General features: G+C 62.5%; 12 protein-coding genes. 7 read left to right on the forward strand and 5 right to left on the reverse strand.

Annotation, left to right across the window (positions count from 1 at the left end):
* Positions 1-193: 193 nt before the first annotated feature.
* A complete protein-coding gene (locus RGV59_RS22540; RefSeq protein WP_104903071.1) occupies positions 194-1048 on the forward strand; it encodes a CAP domain-containing protein in 855 nt (284 codons plus the stop codon).
* 158 nt (positions 1049-1206) lie between these two features.
* Complete coding sequence (locus tag RGV59_RS22545; protein WP_126586443.1) at positions 1207-3393, forward strand: GAF domain-containing protein; 2187 nt, start codon at positions 1207-1209, stop codon at positions 3391-3393.
* A gap of 3 nt (positions 3394-3396) precedes the next feature.
* Here the strand turns inward: RGV59_RS22545 and RGV59_RS22550 are convergent, their stop codons facing one another.
* From RGV59_RS22550 to RGV59_RS22565, 4 genes are all read right to left on the reverse strand, one after another.
* Positions 3397-4563 carry a sensor domain-containing diguanylate cyclase gene (locus RGV59_RS22550; protein WP_046483636.1) on the reverse strand — a complete coding sequence of 389 codons (1167 nt, stop codon included), beginning with the start codon at positions 4561-4563 and terminating at the stop codon, positions 3397-3399.
* Positions 4564-4614: 51 nt separating this feature from the next.
* The gene (gene glgB, locus RGV59_RS22555; protein ID WP_322247054.1) at positions 4615-6852 is read right to left on the reverse strand and encodes a 1,4-alpha-glucan branching protein GlgB; all 2238 of its coding nucleotides are present in this window, start codon (positions 6850-6852) and stop codon (positions 4615-4617) included.
* Positions 6849-10196: a maltose alpha-D-glucosyltransferase gene (gene treS / locus RGV59_RS22560; RefSeq protein WP_126586447.1), complete on the reverse strand. Its 3348-nt coding sequence runs from the start codon at positions 10194-10196 to the stop codon at positions 6849-6851. Before treS ends, glgB begins: the two co-directional genes overlap by 4 nt.
* Before the next feature lie 144 nt (positions 10197-10340).
* Positions 10341-12329 carry an alpha-1,4-glucan--maltose-1-phosphate maltosyltransferase gene (locus RGV59_RS22565; RefSeq protein ID WP_126586449.1) on the reverse strand — a complete coding sequence of 663 codons (1989 nt, stop codon included), beginning with the start codon at positions 12327-12329 and terminating at the stop codon, positions 10341-10343.
* Positions 12330-12533: 204 nt separating this feature from the next.
* Between RGV59_RS22565 and RGV59_RS22570 the strand changes: the two genes are divergently transcribed.
* From RGV59_RS22570 to RGV59_RS22590, 5 genes are all read left to right on the forward strand, one after another.
* A complete protein-coding gene (locus RGV59_RS22570; protein ID WP_164887046.1) occupies positions 12534-12701 on the forward strand; it encodes a hypothetical protein in 168 nt (55 codons plus the stop codon).
* A 13-nt stretch (positions 12702-12714) separates the two neighbouring features.
* Positions 12715-12954, forward strand: a complete 240-nt coding sequence (locus RGV59_RS22575; protein ID WP_046483643.1) for a DUF3203 family protein — start codon at positions 12715-12717, stop codon at positions 12952-12954.
* Positions 12955-13138: 184 nt separating this feature from the next.
* Positions 13139-14554 carry a cytochrome c oxidase accessory protein CcoG gene (ccoG, locus tag RGV59_RS22580; protein WP_126586451.1) on the forward strand — a complete coding sequence of 472 codons (1416 nt, stop codon included), beginning with the start codon at positions 13139-13141 and terminating at the stop codon, positions 14552-14554.
* Between the two features lie 94 nt (positions 14555-14648).
* Complete coding sequence (mapR, locus tag RGV59_RS22585) at positions 14649-16058, forward strand: GntR family transcriptional regulator MpaR (protein WP_017848443.1); 1410 nt, start codon at positions 14649-14651, stop codon at positions 16056-16058.
* 69 nt (positions 16059-16127) lie between these two features.
* Positions 16128-16592 (forward strand): hypothetical protein, encoded by a 465-nt coding sequence (locus RGV59_RS22590; RefSeq protein ID WP_226940717.1) that lies wholly within the window; start codon positions 16128-16130, stop codon positions 16590-16592.
* Positions 16593-16604: 12 nt separating this feature from the next.
* On the opposite strand, the gene RGV59_RS22595 is transcribed toward RGV59_RS22590, so the two are convergent.
* A complete protein-coding gene (locus RGV59_RS22595) occupies positions 16605-17351 on the reverse strand; it encodes an SDR family oxidoreductase (RefSeq protein ID WP_046383198.1) in 747 nt (248 codons plus the stop codon).
* Position 17352 lies beyond the last annotated feature (1 nt).

Genomic DNA, 17352 nt, shown 5'->3' on the forward strand with positions numbered 1-17352 from the left:
GCCGAATATCCTCGCTCATGAAGGGTGGATCAGCCTCGCCATGCCGGCGCGGCGGGTGGTGGCGTTTGCCTTGTATGACTAGGGCCGTGAACATCCGGCATTCAAAACCCGAGGAAAAAAGTTCGGACCAACGGGTGCATGGACGCCCCTACATCGCGCATCATGGGCACTTTCAAGTTCAAGGGTAACGTCCATGCGCGTGCTGTCATTGATGATGGGTCTGACGACGCTGGCCGCCAGCCTGGTGTTCTGCGCCAGCGCGATGGCGAATGAAGAAAGTCAGTTAGTGCAACAGATCAACGCTTACCGCAGCCAGGTGCAACGCTGCGGCGACCAAGGTTCCCAGGAACTGCCACCGCTGGCCAGCGATACACGCCTGGTGCTGCCGGCCAGTAATGTCGGCGACTTGCAGCAGGCCCTCGCCCGCGCGGCGTACCCGATGGTCAACGTGCAGGCAATCAGCCTGTCCGGGCCCAAGGATGCCCAGGCGGCCATGAAAGCCGTGCGCGAGAGTTTCTGCCGCGTGGTGCTGGACCCGCAATTCGTCGACATCGGCGTGAGCAACAGCGGCCAGGACTGGCGCATCGTGCTCGCCCGCCCACTGCTGTCCAGCGGCCTGGGCGATTGGCAGACCGAAGGCAGGCAATTGCTGAACCTGATCAACGCCGCCCGCACACAACCGCGCCAATGCGGTCCCCAGGCGTTCACCGCGACCACGCCACTGTCGTGGAACGACACCTTGGCCAGTGCCGCCAACAGCCACACACGCAACATGGCCAACGGCAATTTCTTCGACCATCTGGACCACGACGGCCGCACCCCGGGCGACCGTGCCGAGCTGGCCGGGTACAGCGCGAAGAACATCGGCGAAAACATCGCGGCCGGCCTCGACACCCCGCGCAAAGTGGTGGACGGCTGGCTCGCCAGCCCCGGCCATTGCGCCAACCTGATGAACCCGCAATTCCGTGAATTGGGCGCCGCCTACGCCATGGACCCGAAGAGCGATGCAGGCATTTATTGGACAGCGGTGTTCGGAACACAACAGTAAGTGAACACCCGCGATGAGATCTATCCCAGCGGGTGAAGCATCAAAGTGCCATCTCATGGATAATTGCGCTGAACCGGCAGCAATCATTTCTGTCTGTTGCTTATTGGCCTGACGCATCAGGCATCCAAACAGACCGTGGCAAACAAGGTGTTCACCCGATGATGAATTGGCTGCAAAGCAGCAGCGACATGGCCGAGCGGGTACGCCAGCACGACTGGGCCAGTACGCCCCTGGGTCCGCTGGAACACTGGCCGGATGTGCTCAAGACCACCGTGGCGCTGTGCTTTGCTTCAAGTTTCCCCCAAGCCATCGTGTGGGGGCCTCAATTGACGACCCTCTATAACGACGCGTTCATTCCGATACTGGGCAATAAACCCTATGCCCTGGGGCGTCCATTCAGCGAGATCTGGAGCGAGGTCTGGGACGACATCAGCCCCATCGCCGATGCGGCTTTCCAGGGCCATGCGACCTATATCGAAAACTTCCCGCTGGTGATCGAACGCGGCGCGGCGCCGGAACAAGCGTACTTCACGTTCTGCTATAGCCCGATCCGCGACCCGCGGGGCCACGTCGTCGGCATGCTCGACACCGTGACCGAAACCACCGCCACGGTGTTCCTTTCGCGCCGCCTTGCGGTGCTGGATACCATCGGCAGCACGGTCGCCAATGCCACCGATGCCGAAGCCATCGTGACCGCCACCACGCACCTGCTGGCGCAGCACCTGCAAGTGTCCATCTGCGCCTACGCCGATATGGACGCCGATGAAGACGGCTTCACCATCCGTGACAACTGGACGGCTCCCGGCTCGCCCAGCATCGTCGGCCACTACCGCCTGCAGGCCTTCGGGCAGACCGCGGTTAAGTGCCTGCGGGCCGGTGAGCCACTGGTGATCGGCAACAACCGGCTCGAACTGCCCGCGCAGGAAGCCGCGGCGTTCCAGGCCCTGGGCATCACCGCCACGATCTGCATACCACTGATCAAACACGGTCGCCTTACGGCCTTGATGGCGGTTCACAGCACAGCAGAGCGGACCTGGTCGCCGTATGACCTGGCGCTGTTGGCCGAAGTCACCGAGCGGTCCTGGGCGCACATCGAACGGGTGCGCGCCGATGCCGCCGTGCGCGAAGGGTTGGCGGCCTTTACCGAATTGAACGCCACCCTCGAGCAGCGTGTGGAAGAACGCACCGCTGCGCTGGCCCAGGCCGAAGCGGCGTTGCGTCAATCGCAGAAACTCGAAGCCATCGGCCAATTGACCGGCGGCGTGGCCCATGACTTCAACAACCTGCTGACCATCATTCGTTCGTCGGTGGACTTTTTGCGTCAGCCCGGGCTGCCCGAAGAACGGCGCCAACGCTACATGCGCGCGGTATCCGACACCGTCGAGCGCGCCAGCAAGTTGACCAGCCAGTTACTTGCGTTCGCGCGCCGCCAACCGCTGAACCCGGAAGTCTTCGATGTGGCGCAGCGGGTCAAGGACATTGGCGAGATGCTCGAGAGTGTCACCGGTGCGCGCATTCATGTGCAGGTTCAATTGCCCGAGCGGCCGTGCCATGTCCGGGTCGACTCGAGCCAGTTCGAAACCGCGCTGATCAATATCGCACTCAACGCCCGCGATGCCATGGACGGCCAGGGCACCCTGACCCTGCGCGTGGACACGTTGGACGCGATGCCGCGCATCCGGGGCGATGCCCAAGCCTGCCAGCCGTTTGTCACGGTGGCCCTGGCCGACACCGGCAGCGGCATTCCGGGGGAAACGTTCGAGCGCATTTTCGAGCCGTTCTTTACCACCAAGGCCGTGGGCAAAGGCACGGGCCTGGGGTTGTCACAGGTGTTCGGCTTCGCCAAGCAGTCCGGTGGCAATGTCGACGTGGCCAGCCGTCTTGGCCAGGGCACAGTGTTTACCCTGTATCTGCCCGAGGTCGAACCGGAGGACGCCCGCCACGAGCCCTCCCCTAGTGACCCGGCACCGCCCCACGACACGAGCCTGCGCAACATCCTGATCGTGGAAGACAACCTGGACGTAGGCCGTTTCGCCAACCAGATCCTCCAGGACCTCGGTTACCAGACCACCTGGGCGACCGATGCCGAACAGGCACTGGCGCTGGCCGGTCCGGATGCCGCGGCTTTCGACGCGATTTTCTCGGACGTGGTGATGCCGGGCATGACCGGCGTGGCGATGGCCAGGCTCCTGCGCCAACGTCGCGCCGACCTGCCGGTGGTGCTCACCTCCGGCTACAGCGAAGAACTCGCGGAAAGCGGCTACGAAGGGTTCGAGTTCCTCGCCAAGCCCTACTCCGCCGACCAAGTGGCGCGGGTGCTGGCCAAGGCCATGTTCAAGGACTGAGCCCTACTCCGCCACGGCCACTTGATTGCGGCCGAGGGCCTTGGCGCGGTATAGCGCCTTGTCGGCGGTGTTCATCAACGCGTGCAGGTCGCCATCCAAGGTGCAGGTCGACGCCACGCCGAGACTGGCGGTCATGCCCTGCACAGGTTCGGAAGCCATGCAGGAGATGGCCTTGATCAACTGCTCAGCGATACCCCGGGCGGTTTCCAGCGAGGTATTGGGCAGCAACACCGCAAACTCCTCGCCCCCCAGACGACCGTACACATCGGCCTGGCGAAACGACGCGGTGATCACTCCGCCGATCTGCCGCAATACCTGGTCGCCGGCCTGGTGGCCGTAGGTATCGTTGATTTCCTTGAAGTGGTCCATGTCGATCATCAACGCGCACAGCGGCTGCCGGTTGAGACGGCACTGCGCGTACAGCAATTGTGCATGTTCAAAAAACGCGCGGCGGTTCATCAGCCCGGTCAGTTCATCGGTCTGTGCGGCGCGCGCGGAAATAGTGTGGGCGCGTTCCATCTGCCTGGTCAGGCGGAAGGCTTTTTCCAGGGCGCCGGACAACTTGCGCGAGGCACTGACCACAAACGAGGAAAACACCAGCACCGCAATCGCCACGCCGACCTGCATCGACGACGGCTGAAACAGCAGCCACAGCGTACACGGCAGCAACACCAGGCCCATGGACACCATGGTCATGTAGCGATACGCCGAATAGCACGAGACAGCGCTGACGGACATGCCCACGGTAAACAACATCACCAGTACTTGGGACATCCGGTCGTCGCTGGGCATTACCGCAAAGGCACCGGCGCCCCAGATGCTCGCGGACAGTATCAAGGTGAGCCAGTAACGGCGCTCCCAGCGTTCCGGCGTGCGCTCGCTGTGGGGGCTGCGAAACCACTCGAGGAACATTTTCACCCGCAGCAGCGATGACGCCGCCAGCACCGCCAGCCATACCTGCATGACCTGGTGGTCAAAACGGTCCCAACACAGCCAGCAAAGCATCGCCGCCGCGAAATAACTGCCGAAAATGGCGGCAAATGACTGACGAAACAGCTGATGCAAACGGTCGGTTCGCACCTGCCCCTCAATAACGCAATCCTGGTCTTGCTCATGCCCAAGGCCATTCATGAAAACCGCCTGATTCAACTGCCGCGACAAAGGTGCCATTGTGGCACCCTGCCACTAGCGCGGACAATAGACGCCAGCACCTTGGCGCCGTTAACTGTCTTGCGGACGCAAAATCAGCACGCCCAATGGCGGCAGATTCAACGACAGCGACACCGGTTGACCATGATGCGGTTCATCTTCGGTGAATACCCCCCCGCCATTGCCATAATTCGAACCGGCATACGTGTCCGCATCGCTGTTGATCACCTCGCTCCAACGCCCGGCGAATGGCACGCCGACCTTGTAGGCTTCACGGGGCACCGGGGTGAAGTTGGCCACCACCAGTACCGGCCTGCCGTCCTTGCTCCAGCGCAGCCAGGCGTAGACGCTGTTGATCGCATCGTCGCCGATCAGCCACTGGAAGCCCTGGGGCGCGTCGTCCTGTTCATACAGGGCCGGTTCCTCGCGGTACAGGCGATTCAAGTCACTCACCAGCTTCTGCACCCCACGGTGTTCGGGGTATTGCAGCAGGTACCAGTCCAGTTGCTGGTCGTGGTTCCACTCGCGCCATTGGCCGAACTCGCAGCCCATGAACAGCAGCTTCTTGCCCGGGTGCGTCCACATGAAACTCAGGTAGGCGCGCAGGTTGGCGAATTTCTGCCAGCGGTCGCCGGGCATCTTGTCGATCAGCGAGTGCTTGCCGTGGACCACTTCATCGTGGGAGATCGGCAGGATGAAGCGCTCGGACCAGGCATACACCAGGCCAAAACTCAGTTCATTGTGATGGTGGGCGCGGTATACCGGGTCTTGCTGGATGTAATGCAGGGAATCGTTCATCCAGCCCATGTTCCACTTGTAGTTGAAGCCCAGGCCGCCCTGTTGGGTTGGCTGGCTGACGCCCGGCCAGGCCGTGGATTCTTCGGCGATCACCAGCGCGCCGGGGGCTTCGAGGGCGACCACGTCGTTCAAGTGCCGCAGGAAGTCGATGGCTTCGAGGTTCTCGCGGCCGCCATGGCGGTTGGGCACCCATTCGCCGGCCTTGCGCGAATAGTCGCGATACAGCATCGAGGCCACGGCATCGACGCGCAGGCCATCGACGTGGAAGTGTTTGAGCCAATGCAGCGCCGAGGCCAGCATAAAGCCATGTACTTCGGTGCGACCCAGGTTGTAGATCAGTGTGTCCCAATCCTGGTGGAAGCCTTCCAGCGGGTTGGCGTATTCGTACAGCGCCGTGCCATCGAATTGCGCGAGGCCGTGGGCATCGGTGGGAAAATGCGCCGGTACCCAGTCGAGGATCACGCCGATGTCGGCCTGGTGACAGGCATTGACGAACTCGGCGAATGCTTGCGGCGAACCGAAGCGCGCAGTCGGCGCGAACTGGGACAACGCTTGATAGCCCCAGGAACCGCCGAACGGGTGTTCCATGATCGGCATCAGCTCGATATGGGTAAAGCCCAGCTGTTGCACATACGGAATCAGCCGCTCGGCCAGTTCACCCCAGCCGTACTGGCGCGAAACCTCTCCGGCCTCGTCCAGTTCGCACTGCCAGGAGCCCAGGTGCAACTCATAAATCGACAGCGGCGCCGTGGGCTTCTGCTTTTGCGCACGCGCCTGCATCCACGCGTGATCCTGCCAGTCGACCAGCAACGGCGACGCGACTTTCGATGCCGTGTCGGGTGGCATCTGGGTGGCCAGGGCCATCGGGTCGGCCTTGAGCGGCAAAATGCCGTGGGCCCCGAGAATCTCGTATTTGTAGGCCGCGCCCGCTTGCAAGCGTGGGATAAAGATCTCCCACACACCGGCCGGATGGCGCAGGCGCATCGGGTGGCGGCGGCCGTCCCAGATATTGAAGTCGCCGACCACCGACACGCGCCGGGCGTTCGGTGCCCACACGGCGAACCGCACGCCCTGCACGCCATCGACCGTGGTCAACTGGGCGCCCAGGCAGCTGCTGAGGTCACGGTGATTGCCTTCGGCAAACAGGTACAGGTCCATTTCCCCCAGCAGCAGTTGCTGGAAACTGTAAGGGTCTTCGGTGATCTGTTCGACACCGGCCCATTGGATCTTCAACAGGTAGGCCTGGCGGCTGCTGAAATGCCCGATAAACAGACCCGGCACCTGGGTCGCGTCGAGGCTGCCGATCGGCTCGCCAGTGTCGCGACTCAGCAACTGGACACTCAAGGCCTCCGGCAGGAACGCACGGATAAACTGGCCGCCCTGCTCGTCATCATGGGGCCCGAGAATCGAGAACGGATCATGGTGTTCGGCGCGCACCAGCGCTTCGACGTCGTTGGACGCCGGCATTGCTGTCAGTTTCGGCTGCAGCGGTTCTTTATTCGTAAAACTCATGACGTCTCCCCACCGCGTACAGATTTCGATCCAGGTATGAGCCCGCTGAGCAAACCGTGTAACCCCTGCAAGGGCACCGGCAGCCAGGTCGGGCGGTTTTCCGCTTCATAAGCCACTTCGTACGCGGCCTTCTCCAGGCTGAACAAGGTCAGCGCTGCGTCCTGGCCTTTGGCATCCTGCCAGTCATGCGCCAGTGTAGCCGTCGCCGCGTGATAAGCCTTGATAAATGCCAGACGCGCCTCAATCAGGTAGCGCTCGGTCACACGCTGGCGCGCCGCGTCCGCTGCGGGTGAGTGGTCCACACCTTGCACATTCAGGGCCATGGCCGCCGCGTAATCAAACGAACGCAGCACGCCGCTGACGTCTTTATACGGGCTGTGCTTGCCGCGCCGTTCGTGCAGCGGCCGCGCCGGTTCCCCTTCAAAGTCGATCAGGTAGGCGTCGCCTTTCACTACCAGCACCTGGCCCAGGTGCAAGTCACCGTGGACGCGAATGCGCAAGCCGCCCAACGTGGCCTGCGCCAACGCCCGGACCTGAGCGCCGATGGCTTTTTTCTGCTCCAACAATTCACTGACCCGCGCCTGATCGGCCGGGTTCAATTGGTTTTGATGCAGTTTGAGCAATTGCAGGGCGCGCTCGATCTGCGCCGCGATGTCCTTGGCCCAGGCCTCGGCATCCTTGGCCGTGGTGACTTCGGCTTGGAAGTCTGGGTTGGCCGTCGGCGCCGCCAGCACGCCGTGCATTTCACCCAGGCGCTGCCCGAGCAAAGCGGCAAAGTCGGCCAGCTCGCCCAAGGCGTTGTAATGCTGCTCCTGTTCGGACATCGCTTCGGCCAGTTCGTCGCGGATCGCGCGCTCCAGGTTGTTCTGGGTCCAGCCCCAGGCGTCGCCCTGGTTGCTCAGGTAGCCCTGGGCAATCATCAACAGGTTGTCCTGGCCCTGGCCGTCACGCCGAATCATCGAACCGAGCAACGGCGAAATGTTCGGGTAACCGGCTGCGGTCAGGTAGGCGCTCATCTCCAGCTCCGGATGGACCCCGGCGCTGACCTTGCGGATCAGCTTGAGCACCAGGCTCTCGCCCACCACCACCGAGCTGTTGGACTGCTCGGCGGCCAGGTAGCGCACGGGCGACTCATCAGTCAGCGCCAGCCTGGCCAGTTGCGGCGTGGCTTCAAAGCGCAGCTCGCCCTCGCTGCTGTTCAACACGGTGCCGGCCTGCAAGGCCTGGATCACCGCGCGGATAAAGTGTTCCAGGCTGAACGCATCGGTCACCAACCCCACCTGACGCACGCGCCGCACACGGGCCAGGGCCAGTTGTTGCGGCAAGGCGCTGGTGAACTGGTCTTCGCCGAGAAAGCCGAACGGCAACTGGTAACGGCTGACCTGCCCCCCGGCGCTCACCTCGATTTCGCTGAGCAGCACCGGGTGCTGCAGGTCGCCGAACCGCACGCCGTAGGCGATATGCACGCTATCGATGGCCGTGTCCTTGCCGGCGAACCAGCGGCGCTTGGGCAGCCAGGCCGGCAGCGAGGTGTGCTCCAGGACGGCGCGACACGGTGCGTCGAGCAGCTCCTCCATGCGCTTTTTCAGAACCAGGGTGGTGAAGTCCGGCATGCTTTGCACCGGTTCCACATGCCAACTGGGCATCTGGTTTTCCGCCGCCAGCACGAACCAATAGAAGCCATACGGCGCCAGGGTCAGCAGGAAATTCAACTGGCCGATGGGCGGGAACGCATTACCGCCGAGCATCTCCACCGGCACCATGCCGGCGAAGGCCGAGAGGTCCAACTCGGCCGCCTGGGCGCTGCGCGAGACGTTGGCCACGCACAGGATGATCTCGGTGCGGCCGTCGTCCCCGGTGAATTCGCGGGTATAGGCGAGGATGCGCCGGTTGCTCGGCGAGAGCATCTTCAGGCTGCCGCGGCCGAAGGCCTTGGACTGCTTGCGCACCGCAAGCATGCGGCGGGTCCAGTTGAGCAGCGAATGCGGGTCCTGGGCCTGGGTTTCGACGTTGACCGACTGATAGCCGTATTGCGCGTCCATGATCGGCGGCAGCACCAGGCTGGCCGGGTCGGCGCGAGAAAAGCCGCCGTTGCGGTCGATGGACCACTGCATCGGCGTGCGCACGCCGTCGCGGTCGCCCAGGTAGATGTTGTCGCCCATGCCGATTTCATCACCGTAATACAGGGTTGGCGTGCCCGGCATCGACAGCAACAGGCTGTTGAGCAGTTCGACGCGACGCCGGTCACGCTCCATCAGCGGCGCCAGGCGGCGGCGAATGCCCAGGTTGATCCGCGCGCGACGGTCGGCGGCGTAGTAGTTCCACAGGTAGTCGCGTTCTTTGTCGGTGACCATTTCCAGGGTCAGTTCATCGTGGTTGCGCAGGAAGATCGCCCATTGGCAATTGGCCGGAATTTCCGGGGTCTGGCGCAGGATGTCGGTGATCGGGAAACGGTCCTCCTGGGCCAGCGCCATGTACATGCGCGGCATCAGCGGGAAGTGAAAGGCCATGTGGCATTCATCGCCGTCGTCGCCCTTTTTGTCACCGAAGTACATCTGCGTGTCTTCCGGCCACTGGTTGGCTTCGGCCAGCAGCATGCGGTCGGGGTAATGGGCGTCGATCTCGGCGCGGATCTGCTTGAGGACGTCGTGGGTCTCCGGCAGGTTTTCGTTGTTGGTGCCGTCGCGCTCGATCAGGTACGGGATCGCGTCCAGGCGCAGGCCGTCGATGCCCATGTCGAGCCAGAAGCGCATCACCGACAGCACGGCTTTCATCACTTGCGGATTGTCGAAGTTGAGGTCGGGCTGGTGGGAATAGAAACGGTGCCAGAAGTACTGGCCGGCCACCGGGTCCCAGGTCCAGTTGGACTTCTCGGTATCGAGGAAGATGACGCGCGTGCCGTCGTACTTCTGATCGTCGTCGGACCACACGTAGAAGTCCCGCGCCGCCGAGCCGGGCTTGGCCTTGCGTGCGCGCTGAAACCACGGGTGCTGGTCGGAGGTGTGGTTGATCACCAGTTCGGTGATCACCCGCAGCCCGCGTTGGTGGGCTTCGGCGATAAAGCGCCGGGCGTCGGCCATGGTCCCGTAGTCGCTGTGCACGCCGCGGTACTCGGCGATGTCATAGCCGTCGTCGCGACGTGGCGAGGGGTAGAACGGCAGGAGCCAGATGGTGTTCACACCGAGGTCGGCGATGTAGTCGAGTTTGGCGATCAGCCCGGGAAAGTCACCGATGCCGTCGTTATTGGAGTCGAAATAGGATTTGACGTGAACCTGATAGATCACCGCGTCCTTGTACCACAGCGGGTCTTTGATAAAGGTGGCAGCCTTGGGTTTCTTCGCCATTGGAAACTCCTGAAAACTCGAGGATTCTTGCGGACTGAAGCGGGTCGATGTGCGGGGCTTGCGCCCGATAGCGGCAGGACAGTCACTTGATCCATAGGCTGGCATAGCGCTTTCGGGAGCAAGCCCCCGCCCACATGTCGATCCTTAGTACGTGGTGATGCGCCAGATCCCGAACGGCATCTGCGGCTCCAGCCGCATCCATTGGGTCTTGCCGTACCACGTCCAGCGATGGCCGTTCATCAAATCTTCGCCCTGGGTGTGGGCGTCGTCCGGCAGGCCCAGCTCCCACAGCGGCAATTCGAATTGCGCTTCCTGGGCATTGAATGGGTCGAGGTTGACCGCCACCAGGATGAAATTGCTGCCGTCTTCGCTGCGCTTGCCGAAGTACAGGATGTTCTCGTTCCAGGCGTTGTAGAGCGTTAGCCCCAGATGCGTGTGCAATGCCGGGTTTTGCCGGCGGATGCGGTTGAGTTGGGCGATCTCGGCGATGATGTTGCCGGGTGCGGTGAAGTCCCGGGGGCGGATCTCGTATTTTTCCGAGTCCTGGTACTCTTCCTTGCCCGGCACCGGCGCGGCTTCGCACAGTTCGAAGCCGGAATACATGCCCCACAACCCCGAGCCCATGCTCGCCAGCGCGGCGCGGATCAAGAAACCCGGGCGCCCGGACTCATGCAGGAAAGCGGGGTTGATGTCCGGGGTGTTGACGAAGAAGTTCGGCCGGTAGCACTCGCGCCATGGCGACTCGTTCAATTGCGCCAAGTACTCGCTCAGCTCGGCCTTGGTGTTGCGCCAGGTGAAATAGGTGTAGCTCTGGGAGTAACCGACCTTGCCCAGGCGCGCCATCATCGCCGGTGTGGTGAATGCTTCGGCGAGGAAGATCACCTCCGGGTACTTGGACCGCACATCGCTGATCAGCCATTGCCAGAATGGCAGCGGCTTGGTGTGAGGGTTATCGACGCGGAATGTCTTCACGCCCTCCTCGACCCAAGCGAGCACGATGTCACGCAGTTCGGTCCACAGGCTGGGGATCGCATCGGCGGCGTAGAAATCGACGTTGACGATGTCCTGGTACTTTTTCGGCGGGTTTTCCGCGTATTTGATCGTGCCGTCCGGGCGCCAGTTGAACCAGCCCGGGTGCTGCTTGAGCCACGGGTGGTCCTGGGAGCACTGAATGGCAAAGTCCAGGGCGACTTCCAGGCCATGGTCGGCGGCCGCCTTGACCAGGCGCCGAAAATCGTCGCGGCTGCCCAGTTGCGGATGAATCGCGTCGTGACCGCCCTCCTCGCTGCCGATCGCGTAGGGGCTGCCCGGATCGTGCTGCTCGGCCCTCAAGGCATTGTTTTTGCCTTTACGGTGGCTGCGGCCGATGGGGTGGATCGGCGGGAAGTACAGCACGTCGAACCCCATGTCATGGATCATCGACAGCCGCGAATGCACGTCGAGGAACGTACCGTGACGCGCTGGATGGTCGGTGATAGAGCGCGGAAACAGCTCATACCAACTGGCAAACTGCGCACGCTCGCGCTCCACGTCGAGCGGGTACGCGGGACTGATGCTCAAATAGGCGCGGTGATCGGCCCGGGTCATCAGGTACGCACTGTCTTCGTGCAGGAACAGCGCAACCTGCTCGGTTTCCAGCAGGCCGGAGAGCTCGTGGTGCAAGCGCATCAGGCGCTCGCGCAGCTCACTGTCACTGCGCTCGGCGGCCAGCAGCACCAGGCTGCGGCCTTCCTGCAACTCAAGGCTGACCGGCACGCCAGCCTCATGTTTCTTGCGCAGTTCGTAGCAGAAGCTGGCAAAGCTATCGATCCAGGCTTCGATGCAATATTCATGGGGCCCTTGGGCGGTGACGGTAAACGCGCCCTCCCAGCCGTCGTTGCCGATATCGGCCATGACCTCGCTGTGCCAGCTTTCATCGTGCAAGGCGCGCCAGCGGATCAGCACCGCGAGCGTGTCGTGGCCGTCGGCGAACACCTTGCTGGTGACATTGATGCGTTGGCCCACCACGGCCTTGACCGCAAATTCGCCGCCGTCGATCACCGGCATGGTGCTTTCAATCGCTATGCGAGGCAGCAACAACGCCTGGGACAGCGGCAATACACAATCGTCTGGAGTCAGTGTTTCAGCAGTCATCGAGCATCTTCCCCTTACGCCCTGTGGACGCTCTTTGCTTGATCCGAATTCTGATACGGCACCGCTCTCCCTGAGCAGGGCCACATAAGGTCCGAGCCCGGGGCCGGGTGAAAAGTTCAGGTGGATGTGCCGCCATCGACGGGGGAATCAATTCCCCCGGGCGGCTGTCCACCGATAGAGCAAAGCACAAAGGAGGCCACACCGATGAATATCCCGATCCCCGCGCAAACGCCCGATCCGAATATCGACAAGCCGACCCTGCCGCCCACCGAACCGGCTGCGCCTCCTGAGGAGGAACCGCCGCAAGACCCGCCCGTGCGGGTGGAGGAACCCTCAGCCCAATGCTATCCCCTCACCATCACCAGACGATGACAAGGAGTTCACCATGCCTGTACGTATCGAAAACCAGATCTGCTACTTCACGGTCGATGACAACGGCCAGGAACAAAGCCTGCCCGCGTCCCAGGTCACCATCAGTACCGACAGCGAAAAATCCATGTCTTTTGTGGCGCTGAACGACGACCGGATCTACATCACCGAGGTCGAGGCCGACGCGCTGACCGTCGCCGGCGCCCAGGATGGGCGCAAACACCTGAAGGCCAGCGACAGTGATTCGGTGATTTGATTGATCTGTATCAGCACACGCTGAATCGAGCTGCGCCCCAGGCGCCACGGGGTGCAGCACATTGTCGCAGCAGGGCCTTTGCAGCGCATCTGATCCGCTTTTTATCGCCACACCTGAGTCTGTTATGCAAACAGCACGACGAGCATAGTTCACCGGCCTGATGGAGGCTGATGAGCAAACGACCATGAGCGAAATGATCCCCGTCCGAACCGTGGAAATCCACGAGCCTGCGCACCCGAAGAAGGTGACGGCCAAATCCAGCGATAACCAGATCCATACCCGTAGCTTCACCGGCCTGTACCGCACCTTGCGCGTGGCTGGTGCAGGCATTCTGTTCCTGGCGTTTTTCGGCACGGTGTGGCTGAACTGGGGCGGGCGCCAGGCCGTACTGTGGGACCTGGCCGAAAGCAAGTTCCACATATTCGGCGCCACGTTCTGGCCGCAGGACTTCATCCTGCTGTCGGCGCTGTTGATCATCTGCGCCTTCGGCCTGTTTGCGATCACCGTGTTCGCCGGCCGGGTGTGGTGCGGCTACACCTGCCCGCAAAGCTCGTTCACCTGGCTGTTCATGTGGTGCGAAAAAGTCACCGAAGGCGAGCGCAACCAGCGTATCAAGCTGCAAGCGGCACCCTGGAGCCTGAACAAACTGGCGCGGCGCTCGGCCAAACATACGCTGTGGCTGGGGATCAGCGTGCTGACCGGGTTGACCTTTGTCGGTTACTTCACACCCATTCGCCCGCTGGCCAGCGAACTGCTGACCTGGCAGATGGGCGGCGTGAGCCTGTTCTGGGTGGTGTTTTTCACCGCCGCCACTTACCTCAACGCCGGCTGGCTGCGCGAAGCGGTGTGCATGCACATGTGCCCATATGCGCGGTTCCAGAGCGTGATGTTCGACAAAGACACGCTGACCATCTCCTACGATGCGGCCCGTGGCGAACACCGCGGCCCGCGCAAGCGTGAAGCCAAACCGGCGGACGTCGGCCTCGGCGACTGCATCGATTGCCAATTGTGCGTGCAAGTGTGCCCCACCGGCATCGATATCCGCGACGGCCTGCAAATGGAATGCATCGGCTGCGCGGCGTGCATCGATGCCTGCGACTCGATCATGGACAAAATGGGCTACGCCCGCGGCCTGGTGAGTTACACCAGCGAACATCAACTGCAAGGCGGCAAGACCCACCTGCTCAGGCCACGCCTGATCGGCTACAGTGCGGTGTTGCTGGTGATGATCGCGGCGTTGGTCGTGGCACTGGTGCAGCGGCCGATGGTGTCGCTGGACGTGACCAAGGACCGCGGCATGTTCCGCGAAAACAGCCAGGGCCTGATCGAAAACATCTACAGCCTCAAGGTCATCAACAAGACCCAGCAACCCCAGGACTACCGCCTGGAACTGGTGGATGGCGAAGGCTTCCAGCTGCAAGGCAAGACCCAGATCAGCCTGGCCCCGGGGGAAATCAGCGACGTGCCGGTGTCGGTGGCGTTGCTGGCGGACAAGCCGGCGAGCAGTTCGCAGATCCTGCGCTTCAAGGTCACCGACGTCGACGAACCATGGGTCTACAGCGCTGCAGACAGCCGTTTCGTGGCACCGTTGAACCGCTGAGGGTTGGCCAGCATAAGAGATCAAATGTGGCAGCCGCTAAGCCGGCGGCCACATTTCGCCCTGCGTACATCTTGAGAAGATTAATTTGGCTACCATGAAACGCTACGAAAAATTCGCCGACGACATCGCAGAACTGATCCGCTCCGGCGTGCTCGGCCCTGGCCAGCGAGTGCCTTCGGTGCGCTATGCCAGCCAGACCTACGGCGTCAGCCCGTCCACGGTGTTCCAGGCGTACTACCTGCTGGAACGCCGCGGCCTGATCCGGGCGCGACCGCGTTCTGGCTACTTCGTCAACACCCATGCGCCCAGCCCGTTCTCCGAACCGGTGGTGAGTGAACACGTGCATGAATCCACCGAAGTCGATGTGAGCGAATTGGTGTTCTCGGTGCTCGAGTCCATCAAAGACCCGAATACCGTGCCGTTCGGCTCGGCCTTCCCCAGCCCGATGCTGTTCCCGTTGCCCCGCCTGGCTCGCTCCCTGGCCAGCGCTGCCCGTGAGATGGACCCGCGCCTGGTGGTTACCGACATGTCGCCGGGCAACCCGCAACTGCGCCGGCAGATTGCCCTGCGTTATATGGTCGGCGGCCTGATGTTGCCGATGGAAGAGCTGCTGATCACCAACGGCGCCCTCGAAGCCCTGAACCTGTGCCTGCAGGCCGTCACCGAGCCGGGCGATCTGGTGGCCATTGAAGCACCGGCGTTTTATGCCTGCCTGCAAGTGCTCGAACGCCTGAAACTCAAAGCGGTGGAAATCCCCGTGCATCCGCGTGACGGCATCGACCTCAACGCCCTGGCGCAAAGCCTGGAGCGCTACCCGATCAAAGCCTGTTGGACCATGACCAGTTTCCAGAACCCCATGGGCGCCACGCTGCCGGAAGCGAAGAAACAGGAATTGGTGGAGCTGCTGCGCCGCCATCAGGTGCCGTTGATCGAGGACGACGTCTACGCAGAGTTGTACTACGGACAACAGGCACCGAAACCCGCCAAGGCCTTCGACACCGAGGGCCTGGTGATGCACTGCGGCTCCTTCGCCAAGAGCCTCGCACCGGGTTATCGCATTGGCTGGGTGGCGGCCGGGCGCTATGCGCAGAAGGTCGAGCGTTTGAAGCTGATGACCTCGTTGTGCCCGTCGATGCCCGCCCAGGCGGCGATTGCCGACTACCTGCAACATGGCGGCTATGACCGGCACTTGCGCAAATTGCGCTACGCCCTGGAAGAACAGCAAAGCGCCATGCTCGCGGCCATTGCCCGGTATTTTCCGGCGCAGACGCGGGTCAGCCAGCCGGCCGGCGGGTATTTCCTCTGGCTGGAATTGCCGGAGCAGACGGATTCATTGAAGTTGTTCCAGATGGCCTTGGCCCAAGGCATCAGCATCGCGCCGGGGCCGATTTTTTCGGCGACCCAGCGTTTCAGGAACTGTATCCGCCTGAACTACGGCAGCCCGTGGTCGGAAGCATCGGAAAAAGCGATGGAGACGTTGGGACGCATTGTGCGCTCGTTTTGACGCGGAACCAGATCGACGCACGTACCACACAGGACACTCACTATTCCTGGTTCGAACCAGAGGTTTCCTATGAGCGTTTCTGTACCCCCAAGGCCTGCACCCCTGCCCATCCCGCCCAACTACATGCGTGCCGTCGAACAAAAGCAGGTTCGCGAGATGTACGCTCCGCTGGACCGACCGGCCGGCGACCTGCGCTCGGCACAGCAGATCATCGACCAGAGCCCGGTCATGACGCACTTCCTGCAAGGCCGCGACAGTTACGCGATCGCTGATGATCTTAAGCAGCAGGTCGGTGACTGGACCCCATCCAACGCAGACCCGGATGCGCGTGCTGACGCGGCTTACAACCTGGAAAAAGTGCTGCAGTTTCTCGACAACCTTGACGACCGCACCTTGAATGGCAGCCATGCCCGCAACGGGCGTATCGATGGGTTCTTCAACGACGGCTACAGCACCCTGGATAACTCCGAAGCCAGCCGGCTCAAGGCGTTTTCCTTTAAAGGCTATGAAGTGCTGCGCCATCTGCCGAGCTGAAGGCCGAGGGCCTCAACGACCGCCGCCCAGGTCGACGAACGTCCCGGTGGCATAGGACGCCTTGTCCGACAACAACCAGACAATCGCCTCCGCCACCTCGTCCGGCCGGCCGCCACGGGCCATGGGAATCCCGGACTCCAGCTTGCTGACCCGGTCCGGATCACCGCTCAGGGCATGGAAGTCGGTGTAGATATAGCCGGGGCGCACCGCGTTGACACGAATGCCCTCGCCCGCCACTTCCTTCGACAGCCCGATGGTAAAGCTGTCCAGCGCGCCCTTGGAGGCGGCGTAGTCGACATATTCACCCGGCGAACCGAGGCGCGCCGCCACCGACGACACATTGACGATGCTGCCGCCCTGCCCACCATGCCGGGGTGACATACGCAGCACCGCGTGCTTGGCGCACAGAATCGGGCCGAGCACGTTGGTCTTCATGATCTTCAGGATGCGGAACTCGGACATTTCATCAACACGGGATTTATGCCCCACGGTGCCGGCATTGTTGACCAGTGCCGTCACCCGCCCCAACTCGTTGTCAACACGATGGAACAGCGCGATCACCTCATCCTCGATGCTCACATCGGCGCGCACCGCAATGGCCTGGGCGCCCAGCGCACGGACCTGGTCGAGCACGCGATGAGCGGCCTCTTCGTCCGACTGGAAGTTGATGCAAATGCGATAGCCCTGGCGAGCCGCCAGCAATGCCGTCGCGGCGCCAATCCCACGACCGCCCCCGGTGATGATGAGGACTTTGTCCATG

The organism is Pseudomonas sp. FG1, assembly GCF_034313875.1.
Taxonomy (GTDB): Bacteria; Pseudomonadota; Gammaproteobacteria; order Pseudomonadales; family Pseudomonadaceae; genus Aquipseudomonas; species Aquipseudomonas veronii.